This window comes from Pseudomonas sp. TZ252, from assembly GCF_056110345.1.
On the sequence record NZ_CM148566.1, the window covers coordinates 3,386,560 to 3,403,193 of the forward strand.

14 protein-coding genes are annotated in these 16,634 nt (G+C 68.4%); 6 read left to right on the forward strand and 8 right to left on the reverse strand.

What is annotated here, in order from left to right:
• The first annotated feature begins 153 nt into the window (after positions 1–153).
• Together ACYAF3_RS15660 and ACYAF3_RS15665 are read left to right on the forward strand one after the other, a co-directional pair.
• Positions 154–1,344 carry a sugar transporter gene (locus tag ACYAF3_RS15660; RefSeq protein WP_003093428.1) on the forward strand — a complete coding sequence of 397 codons (1,191 nt, stop codon included), beginning with the start codon at positions 154–156 and terminating at the stop codon, positions 1,342–1,344.
• A 127-nt stretch (positions 1,345–1,471) separates the two neighbouring features.
• Positions 1,472–5,725 carry a PAS domain-containing hybrid sensor histidine kinase/response regulator gene (locus tag ACYAF3_RS15665; protein ID WP_128669608.1) on the forward strand — a complete coding sequence of 1,418 codons (4,254 nt, stop codon included), beginning with the start codon at positions 1,472–1,474 and terminating at the stop codon, positions 5,723–5,725.
• A 163-nt stretch (positions 5,726–5,888) separates the two neighbouring features.
• Here ACYAF3_RS15665 and ACYAF3_RS15670 read toward each other — a convergent pair whose 3' ends face one another.
• A complete protein-coding gene (locus ACYAF3_RS15670; protein ID WP_003093424.1) occupies positions 5,889–6,287 on the reverse strand; it encodes a hypothetical protein in 399 nt (132 codons plus the stop codon).
• A 64-nt stretch (positions 6,288–6,351) separates the two neighbouring features.
• On the reverse strand, positions 6,352–7,545 hold the full coding sequence (locus ACYAF3_RS15675) for an extended-spectrum class C beta-lactamase PDC-5 (RefSeq protein WP_003119095.1): 1,194 nt from the start codon (positions 7,543–7,545) through the stop codon (positions 6,352–6,354).
• A 148-nt stretch (positions 7,546–7,693) separates the two neighbouring features.
• On the opposite strand from ACYAF3_RS15675, the gene ampR reads away from it, so the two are divergent.
• A complete protein-coding gene (ampR, locus tag ACYAF3_RS15680; protein ID WP_057393215.1) occupies positions 7,694–8,584 on the forward strand; it encodes a LysR family transcriptional regulator AmpR in 891 nt (296 codons plus the stop codon).
• A 16-nt stretch (positions 8,585–8,600) separates the two neighbouring features.
• Here the strand turns inward: ampR and ACYAF3_RS15685 are convergent, their stop codons facing one another.
• Both ACYAF3_RS15685 and ACYAF3_RS15690 read right to left on the reverse strand, forming a co-directional pair.
• Entirely contained in the window at positions 8,601–8,822 is a 222-nt protein-coding gene (locus tag ACYAF3_RS15685) for a hypothetical protein (RefSeq protein WP_003101293.1), read from the reverse strand.
• Positions 8,823–9,142: 320 nt separating this feature from the next.
• Positions 9,143–10,387 carry a cyclic di-GMP phosphodiesterase gene (locus ACYAF3_RS15690; RefSeq protein WP_057393217.1) on the reverse strand — a complete coding sequence of 415 codons (1,245 nt, stop codon included), beginning with the start codon at positions 10,385–10,387 and terminating at the stop codon, positions 9,143–9,145.
• 323 nt (positions 10,388–10,710) lie between these two features.
• Between ACYAF3_RS15690 and ACYAF3_RS15695 the strand changes: the two genes are divergently transcribed.
• From ACYAF3_RS15695 to ACYAF3_RS15705, 3 genes are all read left to right on the forward strand, one after another.
• Positions 10,711–11,178: an HvfA family oxazolone/thioamide-modified RiPP metallophore gene (locus ACYAF3_RS15695; protein WP_003121936.1), complete on the forward strand. Its 468-nt coding sequence runs from the start codon at positions 10,711–10,713 to the stop codon at positions 11,176–11,178.
• A 74-nt stretch (positions 11,179–11,252) separates the two neighbouring features.
• Positions 11,253–12,083, forward strand: a complete 831-nt coding sequence (locus ACYAF3_RS15700; protein WP_003118206.1) for an HvfB family MNIO-type RiPP peptide maturase — start codon at positions 11,253–11,255, stop codon at positions 12,081–12,083.
• A complete protein-coding gene (locus ACYAF3_RS15705) occupies positions 12,076–12,831 on the forward strand; it encodes an HvfC family RiPP maturation protein (RefSeq protein ID WP_003118207.1) in 756 nt (251 codons plus the stop codon). Before ACYAF3_RS15700 ends, ACYAF3_RS15705 begins: the two co-directional genes overlap by 8 nt.
• Positions 12,832–13,083: 252 nt before the next feature.
• Here ACYAF3_RS15705 and ACYAF3_RS15710 read toward each other — a convergent pair whose 3' ends face one another.
• The 4 genes from ACYAF3_RS15710 to bfmR form a co-directional block, all read right to left on the reverse strand.
• The gene (locus ACYAF3_RS15710; RefSeq protein ID WP_003113020.1) at positions 13,084–13,593 is read right to left on the reverse strand and encodes an HvfX family Cu-binding RiPP maturation protein; all 510 of its coding nucleotides are present in this window, start codon (positions 13,591–13,593) and stop codon (positions 13,084–13,086) included.
• Positions 13,594–13,624: 31 nt separating this feature from the next.
• Entirely contained in the window at positions 13,625–14,254 is a 630-nt protein-coding gene (locus ACYAF3_RS15715) for a ferric reductase-like transmembrane domain-containing protein (protein WP_031755690.1), read from the reverse strand.
• 129 nt (positions 14,255–14,383) lie between these two features.
• The gene (locus ACYAF3_RS15720; protein ID WP_003113022.1) at positions 14,384–15,688 is read right to left on the reverse strand and encodes a sensor histidine kinase; all 1,305 of its coding nucleotides are present in this window, start codon (positions 15,686–15,688) and stop codon (positions 14,384–14,386) included.
• Positions 15,685–16,425, reverse strand: a complete 741-nt coding sequence (bfmR, locus tag ACYAF3_RS15725; RefSeq protein WP_003113023.1) for a two-component system response regulator BfmR — start codon at positions 16,423–16,425, stop codon at positions 15,685–15,687. The genes ACYAF3_RS15720 and bfmR overlap by 4 nt, the downstream gene beginning before the upstream one ends.
• Positions 16,426–16,634 lie beyond the last annotated feature (209 nt).

Here is a 16,634-nt window from a genome sequence, read left to right on the forward strand (position 1 = left end):
AATCGCGGGATTCGGCAGTTCCCTCCAATACCTATAACGACCATCCAACGCACATCGCCGCCCCGGACCCTTGCGTCCGGGGCGTTTTCCGTCGTGCGTGGCGAGGGTCGCGGGACCTGCCCGTCCGCCCCCTGCTCCGGAACCGAACGCCCCATGGACAGCACCTCCGAAACCCGCAGCGGCAGCTGGCTGAGCGTGATCGCCCTGGCCCTGGCCGCCTTCATCTTCAACACCACGGAGTTCGTCCCGGTCGGCCTGCTCAGCGACATCGGCCACAGCTTCGAGATGCCCACCTCGCAGGTCGGCCTGATGTTGACCATCTATGCCTGGGTGGTGTCGCTGGCCTCGTTGCCGATGATGCTGCTGACCCGCAATATCGAGCGGCGCAAGCTGCTGGTCGGGGTATTCCTGCTGTTCATCGCCAGCCACGTGCTGTCCGGGCTGGCCTGGAGCTTCCAGGTGCTGATGCTCAGCCGGATCGGCATTGCCTTCGCCCACGCGGTGTTCTGGGCCATCACCGCTTCGCTGGCGGTGCGCGTGGCGCCGCCGGGACAGCAGGCCAAGGCGCTAGGGCTGCTGGCCACCGGCACCACCCTGGCGATGGTCCTGGGCATCCCGCTGGGGCGGGTGGTTGGCGAGGCCCTGGGCTGGCGTACCACCTTCATGGCCATCGCCGGACTCTCGGTGCTGACCTTGCTCTACCTGGCGCGCTCCCTGCCGCTGCTGCCAAGCCAGAACTCCGGTTCCCTGCGCAGCCTGCCGATGCTGTTCCGACGCCCGGCGCTGGTTTGCCTGTACGTGCTGACCGTGGTGGTGATCAGCGCCCAGTTCACCGCCTACAGCTACATCGAGCCCTTCGCCAAGCAGGTGGCGCAGATGAGCGGCGAGGCGACCACCCTGCTGTTGCTGTTGTTCGGCGGCGCCGGGATCTTCGGTTCGATCCTCTTCAGCCGCTACAGCGAGGCTTTCCCGCGAGGCTTCCTGCTGGCCGCGATCCTCGCCTTGGGCAGCAGCCTGGCGCTGCTGCTGCCGCTGTCCGCGCAGCCGACCTGGCTGATGGCGCTCAGCCTGCTCTGGGGCATGTCGATCATGTGCTTCGGCCTGGCCCAGCAGTCCCGCGTCCTGCGCCTCGCCTCGGACGCCACCGACGTGGCCATGGCGCTGTTCTCCGGCCTGTACAACGTCGGCATCGGCGCCGGCGCGCTGCTCGGCAGCGTGGTCAGCGAACGCATGGGCCTGGCCTCGATCGGCAACGTCGGCGCCGCGCTGGCGCTGGCCGGCCTGCTGCTCGCCCTGTTCGCCGCACTGCGCTACGCGGAGGCGCTGAAAAGCACGTCGTTGTGAGCGGTCATACCTGGGGTCGGATGATTCGGCGGAGGAATCCGCCCGCTTGATCTAGTCTTCTGTGACGAAAAGGCGCAGGGAGTGCGGGATTGCCCCGCGCCGGGCCGGCGCAGGGACGGAATATCGGGTGAACGTACAACAGAGCAAGTTCAGGCTGAGCCGCTGGGCGGGCGCGACACTGGCGCTCGGACTGCTGCTGTCCGGGCTGGGCGCCTGGGGGCTGGCGCTGGTCAACGAGCAACAGGCGCGGATGGCGCTGGAACGCGAGGCGGAACTGCTGGCCGATGCGGTGACCCGCCGCGTGGAACTCTACCAGTATGGCTTGCGTGGGGTGCGCGGTGCCTTGCTGACGGCGGGCGAGGCGCACATCGACCGCGAACTGTTCCGCCGCTACAGCCTGACCCGCGACATCGACCGCGAGTTTCCCGGCGCCCGCGGCTTCGGCTTCATACGCCGGGTGGCGGCCGCCGACGAGGCCGGGTTCCTGCGCCAGGCGCGGGCCGACGGCCAGCCGGAGTTCCGCATCCAGCAACTGACTCCGCACGATGGCGAGCGCTACGTCATCCAGTACATCGAGCCGGTGGCGCGCAACGGCCAGGCGTTGGGCCTGGACATCGCCTCGGAAGCCAATCGCCGGGAGGCCGCCCGCGCCGCCCTGGAGACCGGGCAGGTGCGCCTGACGGGGCCGATCACCCTGGTCCAGGCCAGCGGCTTGCGCCAGCAATCGTTCCTCATCCTGATGCCGATCTACCGCAGCGGCATCACTCCACCGCCGGGGCCCCAGCGCGAACTCGAAGGCTTCGGCTGGAGCTATGCGCCGCTGCTGACCGGCGAGGTGCTGGCCGGGTTGCCCATCGACAACGCGGCGATCCACCTCGAACTCAGCGACGTCACCGGCGACGGCGCTGCCGTGCCCTTCTTCGTCAACGGCGCCGCGGCGCCGGCTCAACGCCTGTTCGGCCACATGCTGCGGCGGGAGATCTACGGTCGGCACTGGCAGATGGCGTTCAGCGCACTGCCGCTGTTCGTCCAGCGCCTGCACCAGCCTTCGCCGCGCATCCTGTTCCTGGCCGGCAGCCTGGTCAGCCTGTTGCTGGCGGCGCTGGTCAACGCCAGCGCCCTCGGCCGCCTGCGTCGGCGTCGGGAGGCGGCGACCCAGGCGCGGCTGGCGGCGATCGTCGGCAATTCGGCGGACGGCATCATCGGCGTCGGCCTCGACGGCGTCATCAGCGACTGGAATCGCGGGGCCGAGGCGTTGTTCGGCTACCGCGAGGAGCAGGCGGTCGGGCGGCGGGTGGTGGACCTGCTGGTGCCGCCATCCAAGGAGAACGAGGAACTCGACATCCTCGCCCGCATCGCCCGTAAAGAACAGGTGGTCAGCTTCGATACCGTGCGCCGGCACCAGGATGGCCACCTGCTCGACGTGGCGGTGACCGTCTCGCCGATCCTCGGTCCGGACGGCGGCGTGGTCGGCGCCTCGAAGACCGTACGCGACATCTCCGCGAAGAAGGCCGCCGAGGCCCGCATCCGCGAGCTCAATACCGGCCTGGAGCACCAGATCGCCGAGCGTACCGCCGAACTGCGTCGGTTGAACGTACTGCTCGGCAGCGTGCTGCAGGCGGCGTCCGAGGTGTCGATCATCACCCTCGACCGCGACGGCATCATCAGCGGCTTCAATCTCGGTGCCGAGCGGATGCTCGGCTACCGCGCCGACGAGGTGGTCGGCAAGGCCTCGCCGACCCTGCTGCACAGCGAGCGGGAGTTGCTCGCCCGCGGCCAGGAGCTGGGCGAGGAGGGTTTCCGCGTGCTGGTGGCGCGGGCCGAACAGGAGGGCGCCGAGACCCGCGAATGGACCTATCTGCGCAAGGACGGCTCGCCGCTCAGCGTGACGCTTTCGGTTACCGTCCTGCGCGACGAGGCTGGGGCGATCAACGGCTACCTGGGCATCGCCGTCGATGTCACCGAATGGCGCAACGCCGAGCGCGAGATGGCCGCGGCGCGCGACCAGTTGCAAATGGCCGCCGACGTGGCGCGCCTGGGCATCTGGCGCTGGAACCTGGCCGACGACAGCCTGCAGTGGAACGAGCGCATGTGCGAGCTGTATGGCCAGCCGCTGGCGTTGCGCGACGGCGGCCTGGTCTACGAGCATTGGCGCAGCCGCCTGCATCCGGAAGACCTCGAGCGCACCGAGGCCAGCCTGCGCGCGGCGGTGGAGGGGCGCGGCAACTACGATGTGATCTTCCGCGTGGTGCTGCCCGACGGCGGCATCCGCTTCATCCAGGCCGGCGCGCAGGTCGAGCGCGACGCCGACGGCAACCCGCTGCAGGTCACCGGGATCAATATCGATATCACCAGCGACCAGCAACTGCAGGCGCGCCTGCGCGAGGCCAAGGAGCAGGCGGACGCCGCCAGCGCGGCGAAGTCGTCGTTCCTGGCGAATATGAGCCACGAGATCCGCACGCCGATGAATGCCGTGCTGGGCATGCTGCAACTGGCCCGGCAGACCGATCTCAACGAACGCCAGCGCGACTACCTGGACAAGGCCAGCTCGGCGGCAACCTCGTTACTCGGCCTGCTCAACGACATCCTCGACTACTCGAAGATCGAGGCCGGCAAACTGGTCCTGGAAATGCTCCCCTTCGAGCTGGAGCCGCTGATGCAGGACCTGGCCGTGGTGCTCTCCGGCAACCAGGGCGACAAGGACGTCGAGGTGATCTTCGACATCGATCCCGAGCTGCCCAGCGCGGTGGTCGGCGACCGCCTGCGCCTGCAGCAGATCCTCATCAACCTGGCCGGCAACGCACTGAAGTTCACCGCCCGCGGGCACGTCCTGGTGAGCTTGCGGCGTCTGGCGCACGACGCCCACCTGGTGCGCCTGCGGGTGCTGGTGGCGGACACCGGCATCGGCATCAGCGCGGAACAGCAGCAGCGCATCTTCGAAGGTTTCACCCAGGCCGAGGCGTCCACCTCGCGACGCTTCGGCGGCACCGGCCTCGGCCTGTTCATATGCAAACGCCTGGTCGACCTGATGGGCGGTGAATTGCGGGTCGAGAGCGCGCCGGGCAGCGGTAGCCGGTTCTGGTTCGACCTGGACCTCGACGTCGCCCACGACCAACCGCTGCGTGCGGCCTGCCCCGGGGCCGGAGAACCGCTGCGGCTGCTGCTGGCGGACGACAACCTGGTGGCCGGCGAGCTGCTCGAACGCACGGTCGGCGCCCTCGGCTGGCGCGCCGACTGCGTCGGCAGCGGCAGCGAGGCGGTGGCGCGGGTCCAGGCGGCGATGGCCGAGGGCCGTCGCTATGACGTGGTGCTGATGGATTGGCGCATGCCCGATCTCGACGGCCTCAGCGCGGCGCAACTGATCCGCCAGTTGCAGGGCGACCTGCCGCCGCCCATGGTGATCATGATCACCGCCTATGGCCGCGAGGTGCTGGCCGATGCGCGCGACCACAGCGCGCCGCCCTTCGTCGATTTTCTCACCAAGCCGGTCACGCCCAAGCAACTGGCCGACTCGGTGCTGCATGCGTTGCACGGCGAACAGGGCGCCCCGGCCAACCCGCCGCCGCGCCCGGTGGAGCGCACCCAGCGGTTGCGGGGCGTGCGTCTGCTGGTAGTGGAGGACAACGCGCTGAACCGCCAGGTCGCCGCCGAGCTGTTGAGCAGCGAGGGCGCCCGGGTGGCCCTCGCCGACGGCGGGCTGGCGGGCGTTCAGCAGGTGCTGGAGGCGAGCGTGCCGTTCGACGCGGTGCTGATGGACATGCAGATGCCGGATATCGATGGTCTCGAGGCGACCCGGAGAATCCGCGCCGACGGGCGCTTCGCCGGGCTGCCGATCCTGGCCATGACCGCCAACGCCTCGCTGGCCGACCGCGAAGCCTGCCTGGCGGCGGGCATGAACGACCATGTGGCGAAGCCGATCGACAAGGAGCGCCTGGTGCTTTGCCTGCTCGGTCATCTTGGCAGGAGCGGCGCCAGGGGCGCGCCGGCAACGGCAGCGGACGCGGGCGAACTGGTCGAGGCGCGGGGCGATATCGTCGGGCGTTTCGGCGGCAGCCTGGAGCTGATCGTCCAGGTGTTGCGGCGCTTCGTTCCGGACATGCAGGACCTCTTCGCCCAGCTCGAACGCCAGCTCGGCGAGGGCGATGTCCAGGGCAGCGCCACGACCCTGCATACCATCAAGGGCAGCGCTTCCACCGTTGGCGCCAGCGCCCTGGCCGGCCGTGCCAGCGAGCTGGAGCAGGCCCTGCGCCGCGCCGATCCGCTGCGCGGCATGGAAATCCTCGCCGGCATCCGCCTCGACGAACTGCGCACCCTGTGCGATGCCTGCCTGCTCCGCCTGCAGGCGATGTTCGGCGACGTGCAGGCGGAGTCGGCGAGCTGAACCCCGGCGCGGTGGCCAGTCCCGCCAAGGATTCAGGCGGACCCGGGGCTCGCCTGCATCCGCTGCGGCCTGTAGGGCGAATAACGCCATGGGCGTTATCCGCCGATACTCCTGAAGCCCGCCCAGGTCTTGAGCGACATCCTCTTCCTGTCGTTCAGTGCCTTCAGGCGTCGCGCAGCAGGTCGTGGGCGTTGAGCAGGGCGTAGGCGACTTCCGGGCGCTTCTCCAGGCCGCGGCGGATGGCGGCGGGAATCGCCTGGCGGGTCTTGCGGCAGAGCCCCGGCTGCTCCTCGAAGCGCATGCGGATGCCGCGCATGCTGCGCACCTCGCCGAAGGCCGGGGCGATCCGCAGGCGGATGCCCAGTTGTTCCTCCATGCGCCGCAGCAGGTGTTCCAGGTCTTCCAGGCTGCGCAGGGCTTCCAGGCGGGCGGCCAGGCGCTGCTCTTCCTGGCGGGTCAGGAGGAGGATGCGACGGTCCGCGCCGGGCGCCTCCAGGCGCTCGCGTTCGCAGACGCAGGCGCCGGGCGGGCAGGGCTGGCGGAGGGGCGGGGAAGCGCTCATGGCACCATCATAGCCAGGACCGGCGTCCCGCGCCGCTACGCTCCGTCGCCCTCGCGAGCGCGCTTCAGCGCTTCAGCGGCACCTTGCCCTGCTGCTCCAGGCCGCTGAGGATGGCGTAGGCGATCTTCACCCGCTCGGCATTGGGATAGTTGCGGTTGGCCAGGATCACCAGTCCCAGGTCGCGGCCCGGGACGAACGCCACGTAGGCGCCGAAGCCGTTGGTGGAACCGGTCTTGTTCAGCAGGCGCTGGCCCTCCAGCGCCTGTGGCGCGGGCAGCCTGGCGATCCTGTGCGGTTGCAGCGCCATCGGCGTCGAGTTGCCGGCCTGCAGGCGCTTCAGGGAGATCGGCCAGTCGTAGGCTTCCCAGCCCAGGCCCTGGGTCATGTCGCCGACCTTGTAGTAACCGCGATGGGTGGCATCGAGCGCCTGCGCCCAGGGCCTGTCCAGGCGCTCCGGATGCAGGTTGGCATCGACGAAGCGCAGCAGGTCGGCCGCGCTGGTCTTCACCCCGTAGCCTTCGGCATCCAGCGGGCCGGGACCGACCCGTAGCGGGCGGTCGTCCTTGCCGTAGCCCTGGGCGTACTGCGCCAGCGCCGCCTCGGGCACGTCGAGGTGGGTCTGTTCGAGGCCCAGTGCCGGGAACACTTGCTGCTCCATGAGTCGTTCGAACGGCTGGCCCAGGCTGCGCGCGGCGAGATAGCCGAACAGGCCGATGCTCGGGTTGGAATAGAGGCGCTGGCTGCCCGGCGCATAGGTCGGCTGCCACTGGCGGTAGTAGTCGCGGATCTGTGCCTGGTCCTTCTGCACCGAGTCGGGGAACTGCAGCGGCAAGCCGCCGGCGGTATAGGTCGCGAGGTCGAGCAGGCTGATGCCGTCGAAGCGGCTGCCCTGCAGTGCCGGCCAGTGCTGGCTGGCGCGGTCGTCGAGGCGCATCTTGTCCTGGGCCAGGGCATAGCCGGCGAGGGTGGCGGTGAAGGTCTTGCTCACCGAGCCGATCTCGAACAGGGTCTCCGGCGTCACCTGGCGGCCGTCCTCTTTCGAGGCCAGCCCATAGCTGAAGTAATGCGGTTCTCCTTTCAGGCTGATGGCTACGGCCAGGCCCGGAATGTCATTGGCCTTCATCACCGGTTGTACGGCGGCGTCGACCAGTGCCTTCAGGCGATCCGCCGGGGCCTCGCCGGCAATGGCCGGGGTGGTGGCGAACAGCAGTGTGGAAGCGGCGATGCCGCACAGGCAGGGGAATCTGGTATCGCGCATGAGGATTGGCGTCCTTTGTCGTTGGCTGCATGAGAAACCGCCCCGGGAGCGCTCCTTGATCGGCGGGCGGGGAAAATCTAGGCTTGCGCAGGATTTGCGGCAAACGACGAATACTCGCGGCAGCCATTAGAAAAATTTGGAGCAGAGATTGGTTCGACCCCATTTGCCGCTGAACGCCCTGCGCGCCTTCGAAGCTTCGGCCCGGCACCTGAGCTTCACCCGCGCGGCCATCGAGCTGTGCGTGACCCAGGCGGCGGTCAGCCACCAGGTGAAGAGCCTCGAGGAGCGTCTCGGCGTGGCCCTGTTCAAGCGTCTGCCGCGCGGCCTCATGCTGACCCACGAGGGCGAGAGCCTGCTGCCGGTGCTGTGTGACTCCTTCGACCGCATCGCCGGCCTGCTGGAACGTTTCGAGGGTGGCCACTACCGGGACGTGCTCACCGTCGGCGCGGTCGGAACCTTCACGGTCGGTTGGCTGCTGCCGCGGCTGGCGGACTTCCAGGCGCGCCATCCCTTCATCGATCTGCGCCTGTCCACCCACAACAACCGCGTCGACATCGCCGCCGAGGGGCTCGACTACGCGATCCGCTTCGGCGGCGGCGCCTGGCACGGCACCGAGGCGCTGGCGTTGTTCGAGGCGCCGCTGACGGTGCTCTGCTGCCCGGTGGTCGCCGCCCAGTTGCACAGTCCCGCTGACCTGCTGCAGCACACCCTGCTGCGCTCCTACCGCGCCGACGAGTGGCCGCTGTGGTTCCAGGCGGCCGGACTGCCGACGCACGCGCCACTGACCCGGAGCATCGTCTTCGACACCTCGCTGGCCATGCTCGAGGCGGCCCGCCAGGGTGTCGGCGTGGCCCTGGCGCCGGCGGCGATGTTTGCCCGGCAACTGGCCAGCGAGAGCATCCGGCGTCCGTTCGCCACCGAAGTGAGTACCGGCAGCTACTGGCTGACGCGCTTGCAGTCGCGGGGGGAGACCAGCGCGATGCTGGCGTTCCGGGGGTGGTTGCTGGAGATGGCTGCCGTTGAGGCGCGGGGGAGATAACGGTTATGCAGGCGATTCAAGTGTCGATGAAGAAGTAATCACCTTCCTCGCGCCTTTTTTTATACGCTCGGGCCCTCCCAAGGTTGATACGGTTTGAGGCGTTGGGGTTGTGATTGGAATTGCTGACGGCGTGGCGGATATGGACCGGCTCGTCGGCGTTGCTGATCGCTCCGCTAAGCGTCACTCCCAGGCTGGCGGCATAGGCCCGGCGTGCCGCAACGATCTCGCTCTCGAGCATGCCTGCTTTCCCTGCTGCGGCAACGACGGCAAGTTCGCATAGGCGGCCAGCCTTCCTCGGGGAAACCCTCAGGTCGGCGCCTGCGGACCACAGGGCAAGCAGCGCTTTGGATGGAGCACAGCCATTTCTGCTGTGCTCTTCGATTGTCTCCAGGAGCGGACTCATATGGCCTCTTGAAAACTGTCGGCGGATTGCCAGCAGTATCGACGACGGTGCGCTTAAAGCAACCGGGAGCAGGTGCCGGTTGCGGCGAAACGGCGGATAACGCTTCGCGTTATGCGCCCTACGGGAGCGGTGCTCGGCTTGCCGGCGGAAGGCGTCTACGGATTTCCGGTTCCCGCGTCGAAATAAGAGCCCGTGGACTTGGCCAGTCCCGTCCACATCTCGTCGAGATTGCGGAAGTTCCAGGTTTCCGCCGGCTCGAAGCCGACGATTCGGTCGGTCTGTCCGGCCCTACCCAGGTCTACCACCTGCTGCGGGATCGGCACCTTCGAGCGGGCCGAGAAGAATACCTTGACCCGTGGCGTCAGCAGCGAGCGGCCGTGTTGTTCGAGGACCACGCCGAGGCGCCCGCTTTCCAGCCTGACCAGCGCGCCGACCGGGTAGATGCCCACCGCCTTGACGAAGGCGCGGAACACCTGCGGGTCGAAGTGCCCGTTCCATTCGGCCATGCGTCGGATCGCCTCGGCGGCGTTCCAGCCCTTCTTGTAGGGACGGTCGGAGGTGATCGCGTCGTAGACGTCGCACACCGCGCCCATTCGCGCCAGCAGGCTGATCTGCTCCTGCGCCAGGCCGAAGGGGTAGCCGGTGCCGTCGATGCGCTCGTGGTGGTGCAGGCAGACATCCACCACCAGGGCGCTGACCTGGCGGCAATCGAGCAGCATCCGCGCGCCGTTCTGCGGATGCCGGCGAACCAGGCCGAACTCCTGGTCGGTGAGCTTGCCGGGCTTGTTCAGGATCGGATCGGGCACCGCCATCTTGCCGATGTCGTGCAGCAGTCCGGCCAGCCCCGCCTCGCGTACCAGCGGGTCGGGCAGTTCGAGCTGGCGGGCGAGGGCGATCATCAGCGCACAGACCGCCACCGAATGCATGTAGGTGTATTCATCCGAGGTCTTCAGCCGTACCAGGCTGAGCAGCGCGTTGGGATGGCGCAGCACCGAGGCGGAGATTTCGTCCACCAGGTCCGATGCATGCGCGGTATCGATGGCCTGGCCCATGCGCGCGTCGCGGAACATGCTGACCACGGCGGCCTTGGCATGGCTGCAGAGCAGGGCGGCGTGGCGGATTTCCTCCTCCAGGGCGACCCGCGCCGGCGAAGGGCCGGCCGGCATGGTGACCGGCAGGACCGCAGCGGCCGAGACCGCCGCTTCCTCCGGGAGGTCGAGGCCCTTGCTGGCATCGATCCAGACCTCCTTCACGGCGCTTTCGCGCAGGCGCTGCAGGTCGGCCTGGCTGTCGAGCAGGAAGCCACCTCTTTTCCAGAACGGGTGGTCCAGCCACGAGCCGCAAAGGCTCTGGACGAACATACCGAGGCGAAGCTGGGTTACCGGAATGCGTTTCAGCACGATGGGCTCGACCTCGAGACTGGGCCAGGTGGCTGTCTCCTAACGGTAGCCGAGATGGGCCGGCGGGAGTGAGAGATGCCCGGCACTTCGTCGGCATGCCCGCGCTCGATTGCGTATCGCTTTGTATCCATGCGCGGTTTCGATACCTCCGGCGTACAAATCCACGTGTCGGGCGATACACCCCCGATACATCTCCCAGGCGAAATGGCCACATCCGAACCGCGGCGCCCGGGACGACCCCAGAAGGTCCCGCCGCCCGGTTCGTACCGGCGCCCACCAGCGCCGCGCCTGCGGCCCGGCCGCGTTTACTGTGGAGAAGAAGCATGTCCGTTTTCGATTCGCGTCAAAAGACTTCCGCCAGCCTGCTCGGTGCCGTACTGGTGGGGGGAATGCTGCTCGGCGGTTCGGCGTTCGCCGTCGAGCCGCTGGGCCAGGGGCTGCAAGTGGCGGCGGCGAGCGCCGGCGAAGGCAAGTGCGGAGAAGGCAAGTGTGGTAGCGGCGGCTCCGCGAAGACCCCGGCCAAGGCCGGCGCCGAGGGCAAGTGCGGGGAGGGCAAGTGCGGCGACGCCTCCTTTGCCCGAACCGACACCGATCACGATGGCAAGGTCTCGCGCGCCGAGTTCCTCGCGGTGGCCAAGGACCGTGCCGGTGAGTTCGACAGCATCGATAGCGACCATGACGGCTTCATTTCCGAAGCCGAGGCCTACGAACACCTGCGCAAGACCTACGAGGCCAACGGCAAGCCGATGCCCGCCGGGCTGTTCAGCAAGCTGGAGCAAGGCCGGCACTGAGCCTTTCCACACCCTGGCGGCGCCCTCTCTTTCCCCTGGGAAAGCGGGGGCGTCGCCGTTTCCGGAGCTATCCCATGACCCTGATCGACAACGCCGCCGGCCTCGGCCTGAGGCGCGGCCTGCTTCCGCAACTGCTGGCGATGGCGCCCGGCGCGGTGGACTTCCTCGAATGCGCGCCGGACAACTGGATCGGCGTCGGCGGTGCCTTCGGTGCCGACCTGGAGCGCCTGGTGGAGCGCTTTCCACTGACCTGCCACGGTCTCTCGCTGTCCCTCGGCGGCTCCACACCGCTGGATGCCGCCTTCATCGAGCAGACCCGACGCTTCCTCGTCCGCCACCGGGTCGCGTTGTACAGCGAGCACCTCAGTTACTGTTCCGACGATGGCCATCTCTATGATCTGTTGCCGCTGCCGTTCACCGAGGCCGCGGTGCGTCACGTCGCGGCGCGCATCCGCGAGGCGCAGGAACGCCTGGAGCGGCGCATCGCGGTGGAGAACATTTCCTACTATGCAGCGCCGTACCGGGAGATGAGCGAGATCGAGTTCGTCAACGCGGTACTCGACGAGGCCGACTGCGACCTGTTGCTGGACGTCAACAACCTGTTCGTCAACGCCTGCAACCACGGCTACGACGCCCTCGACTTCCTCGCCCGGCTGCCGCCCGGGCGGGTCGCCGCCTACCATGTGGCGGGGCACTACGACGAGGCGCCGGACCTGAAGATCGACACCCATGGTGCCGCCGTGAAGCCCGGCGTCTGGGCCTTGCTCGGAGCCGCCTATCGTCGCTTCGGCGTGCGCCCGACCCTGCTCGAGCGGGACTTCAACTATCCGCCGCTGGGCGAACTGCTGCTGGAAGTGGAGCAGATCCGCCAATGGCAACGCGACGAGGGACGCCGTCATGGATGAGCGCCTGCGCCAACAGCAGTTCAGCCTCGCCCGGCACCTGCGCGACCCGCTTGGCAATGCGCCGCCGCCGGACATCGAAGAACGTCGCCTGCGGGTCTACCGCGAGCTGTTCTACAACGCCATCGAAGGCCTCCTTGCCAGCGGCTTCCCGCGCTTGCGCGGGCTGCTTGGCGAGCAGCAGTGGCATGGCCTGGTGCGCGAGTTCTATCGCGAGGAGAGAAGCCATACCCCCCTGTTCACCCGTATCGCCGGGGTCTTCGTCGACTACCTGCGGCAGCGGGGCGAGTATCGGCCGGCGTGGCAAGCCGAGTTGGCCCACTTCGAATGGAGCGAAACGCGCCTCTACCTGGCCGAGCCCGACGATCCGCCGTATCGGCGTGAAGGCGACCTGCTCGACGGGGTGCCGCTGCTGTCGAGCCTGGCGCTGCCGCTGGGCTATCGCTGGCCGGTGCATCGGCTCGAAGAGGACGTCGCGCTCGCCGAAGCGCCTGCGGAACCGACCCTGCTGTTGATGCACCGCGATTCCTCGCATCGCGTGCATACCGCGCGCCTGACTCCGCTGGCCTACCGCCTGCTGGAGTCGCTGGCGAGACGGCGCCTGAGCGGGCGCGAGCACCTGGCGGCGCTGGCGCTCGAGGCGCGGAGTGCGCCCGGAGCGCTCGACGCGGCGGGGCTGGAGTTGCTGGCAGCGTTGCGGACCCAGGGTGTCGTGCTCGGAACCCTGGAACGCGATTGGGCGGGCGGATGACGACGCAGCCCTTGTGGAGTCGATGCATCGGCGGATAGCGCCTTTGGCGCTATCCGCCCTACGTGGTGGGTGGGACGGTCTTGGTGTAGGGCGGATAACCGCTTGCGGTTATCCGCCGGGGTGGGTCCGGTGTATCGGCGAATAGCGCCGTTGGCGCTATTCGCCCTACGCGGTGGGTGGGATGGTTCTGGCTTGCTGTGAAAAACCCCGGAGGCGATCGCGTTCCGGGGTTTTTCCGTGGCTGGCCGAATCCTAGCGGGACAGGCCCAGGCGCCGCCCGAGCCAGTGGTCCAGGCTCAGCTTCCCCGCCCCCGCCAACAGCAGCGGCAGCAGCGCCGCCAGGTAGATAGCCGGGAGCTTGAAATTGCCGAAGCCGTGGTCGGTGATCGAGTAGCCGCGGGCCAGTTCCGCCAGGCTCGACCACTCCGCCGGCCAGTGTACGGCGGCGGTCGCCACCAGGGTGACGACGATCAGCACCAGGGCGGTCAGGCGGGTACCGAGGCCGAGCAGGAGGAACAGCGCGCCGAGCAGTTCGGCCCACAGCGACAGTTCCCAGTTGAAGGCGGCGGGCAGGCGGTCGAAGGGAAAGGGGAAAGCCGACTGGATATCGCCGAACCAGTTCTCGCCGTTCCACTTTTCCCAACCGGACTCGAAGAACTCCCAGGCCAGGAACAGTCGCAGGGACAGGTCGGCGCTCCAGCCGCCGCAGCGGTCGAGCAGGGCGAAGGGTCGGCGCCAGGCGCGCAGGTCGGATGCTTGCATGATCGATGTCTCGTTGAGGGCGGTGGATGGGTCAGGCCGGCTGTACGTCGCGACGACGCAAGCGCACGGCGAGCTTGGCGGTGAGCTTGAGGACGATGGCGGAGAAGATCGTGGCGAACGCCAGTACGTACCAGCCGCCCATGGGGATGCGTTTGAAGAACGACAGGCAGAAGATGCCCGCCAGCACCCAGGTGCCGGTCGAGTGCAGGGCTTTCCAGGCGCGTGGGCCGAGCAGTCGGGCCGGGGTGCGGAAGGAGGTGAGGGTGAGCAGCAGGATGAACAGGTAGCCGATCGAGCCGGGGATGTTCGCCGCGACCGAGCGGCCGCTCCAGAATGTCTCGGGGAACAGCTTCCAGTAGGCCAGGATCAGCAAGGCGTGTACTGCGTGGGAGAAGGCGAAGGCCAGGCCCAGGTAGCGCCTTTCACGGAGCAGCGCGCGGGTCCCCGGGCCGGGCAACAGGGTCGCCAGCGAGGACGCGAGGAAAGCGGCGAGGAACAGCGCGAAGGAACTGCGCGCGGTGGCGCGGATGGCGCTGCGCAGGCCCTCCACCGGTTGCGCCTGGAGAGCCAGGACGAGGGCGGTCATGCACAGCACGGCGACGGCGAGGACGGCGAACAGTCGCCAGCCGTGCCAGGCGGATTGAGAGGTTGGGACGGTCATGGTGGGGCTCCTGGTTGCCGGGAGCGGCTCGGCGATGTGCCGCCGCTTCCCGTGGCCAGGAGTGTTGCAAGCGGGTTTATCCGCAGTGTGTCCGCCGAGGGCGGTTATGTATCGCTCTGTACGGGCGCCTCAGGGGTCCAGCTCGATGCGCGCGCAAAGCCCGCCGCCGGCGCGGTTGGCCAGGGTCAGGCGGCCGCCGAGGGCCAGGCTCAGCTGCTGCGCGATGGCCAGGCCGAGGCCGGTGCCACCGGTGTCGCGATTGCGCGAGTTTTCCACCCGGTAGAAGGGCTTGAGCACCTCGTCGAGTTCCTCGGCGGGAATCCCCGGGCCATTGTCCAGCACCTGGATTCGCGTGCCGCCATCGGTACGGCGTTCCACTTCCAGGCGCGCGGCGCCGGCGAACTTCAGCGCATTGTCGACCAGGTTCACCAGCACCCGGCGCAGGGCGTGCGGACGGGTGTCGATCACCGCGCCGGTACGGCCGTCGAGTTGTACCTGCTTGCCGCTGTCCTGGTAGTCGAAGACCAGGCTGTCGAGGAAGGCGTCGAGGTCCACCCGGCAACTGGTTTCGGTGCTGCCGTGCATGCTGCGGGCATAGGCCACGCCTTCGCGGACCAGGTGCTGCATCTCTTCGAGATCGTTCCACAGCTTGTCCCTGTCGCTGGAGGCGTCCATGAACTCGACGCGCAGCTTCATCCGCGTGATCGGCGTCTGCAGGTCGTGGGAAATCGCCGCGAGCAACTGCATGCGCTCCTTGAGGTAGTCGGCGATGCGCGCCTGCATGGCATTGAAGGCCGCCGCCGCATGCGCCACTTCGCGTGGGCCGGTTTCCGCGAGAGGCTGTGCCGGACGATTCGGATCGAGATGTTCCACGGCCTTCACCAGCCGGGTCAGCGGGCCGATGGCGGTGCGCACCGCGAGGCCGGTGCAGAGCAGCAGCAGGAGCAACTGCACCAGCAGTACCAGCGGCAGCCAGCCGGACAGCGGCACCGGGGCCGGCGTGACGTCGATGGTCAGCGGGCTGCCGTCGCGCAGGCGCAGGAGGACCTGGAAGTGCGGACGGCTGTCGGCCACCGTGCGCAGGGTCAGCGGGTATTGACCGTCGAGGGCGCGTTCGATGGAGTGCGCGGCAACCGGCGCGTCGGCCAGCGCCAGCGGCTGGCCGGGCTCGCCGGCGTCGAGGCGATAGCGGTAGGTGCGTCGCTCCAGGCGCGGCAGCCAGGCCTCGCGCTCGGCGGGCGTCAGGCGGTCGAGCATGGCTACCGAGATCGCCACGTCCTGTTCGAGGCTGTCGAGCATCATGTGCTTCGCGGTCTGGTAGCGCTCGTAGAACTGCGAGGCGAAGGACAGCCCGTAGGCCAGCACCAGCCCGGCGAAGAGGATCAGCGCCAGGCGCGCGGCGAGGCTGCGCGGACGCGGCACGGCGAGCTTCATGGATGGGCCTCGACCAGTCGCACCGGCAGCGAGAACACATAGCCCTCGCTGCGCACGGTCTTGATGTACTCCGGTTCGCGGGCGTCGTCGCCGAGGCGTTGGCGCAGGCGGCTGACCAGCAGGTCGATGGAACGGTCGAAGATGTCCGCCTCGCGGCCCTGGGTCAGGTTGAGCAACTGGTCGCGGCTGAGCACCCGTTGCGGATGATCGAGGAACACCCGCAGCAGGCGGTACTCGGCGCCGCTGAGGGCGACCACGGTGCCGGCGTCGTCGAGCAGGTGGCGGGCGCTGGTGTCCAGTTGCCACTGGCCGAAGCCGATCAGCCGGCTGCTCTCGCTCACGGTGAGGTTCGGCGGCAGCATCCGCGTACGCCGCAGCACGGCGTTGATCCGGGCAAGCAGTTCGCGGGCGGAGAAGGGCTTGGTCAGGTAGTCGTCGGCGCCCATCTCCAGGCCGATGATGCGGTCGGTCTCGTCGTTGCGCGCGGTGAGCATCAGCACCGGCGTGGCCTTGTGCTTGCCGACGCGCAGCTCGCGGCAGAGCAGCAGGCCGTCGTCGCCGGGCATCATGATGTCGAGGACGATCAGGTCCACCGTGTTGGCTTCGAGGAACGCGCGCATCTGCCGGCCATCGGCGACGATGGTGGTGCGCAGGCCGTTCTTCTTCAGGTAGTTGCCTACCAGCTCGCGAATCTCGCGGTCATCGTCGACGATCAGGATGTGATCGACATGCTCCATTGCCTGGCTCCCGTGGCGGTTGGTGTGCTTGCAAGCAGTGTATCCGCGCCCGCGGCGCTTGCCTGCCGGGGTTTGTATTGCACTGTATCCGGAGCCGGGGCGAATACCGGGGCGTGCAAAAAAGCCCGGTTGTCGCTGTCGCGAACGGGGGAGACGACGGATGGCGCCGGGCGCGATTCGTCCGGCGGGAGCGGGGCGGCGAATGTACG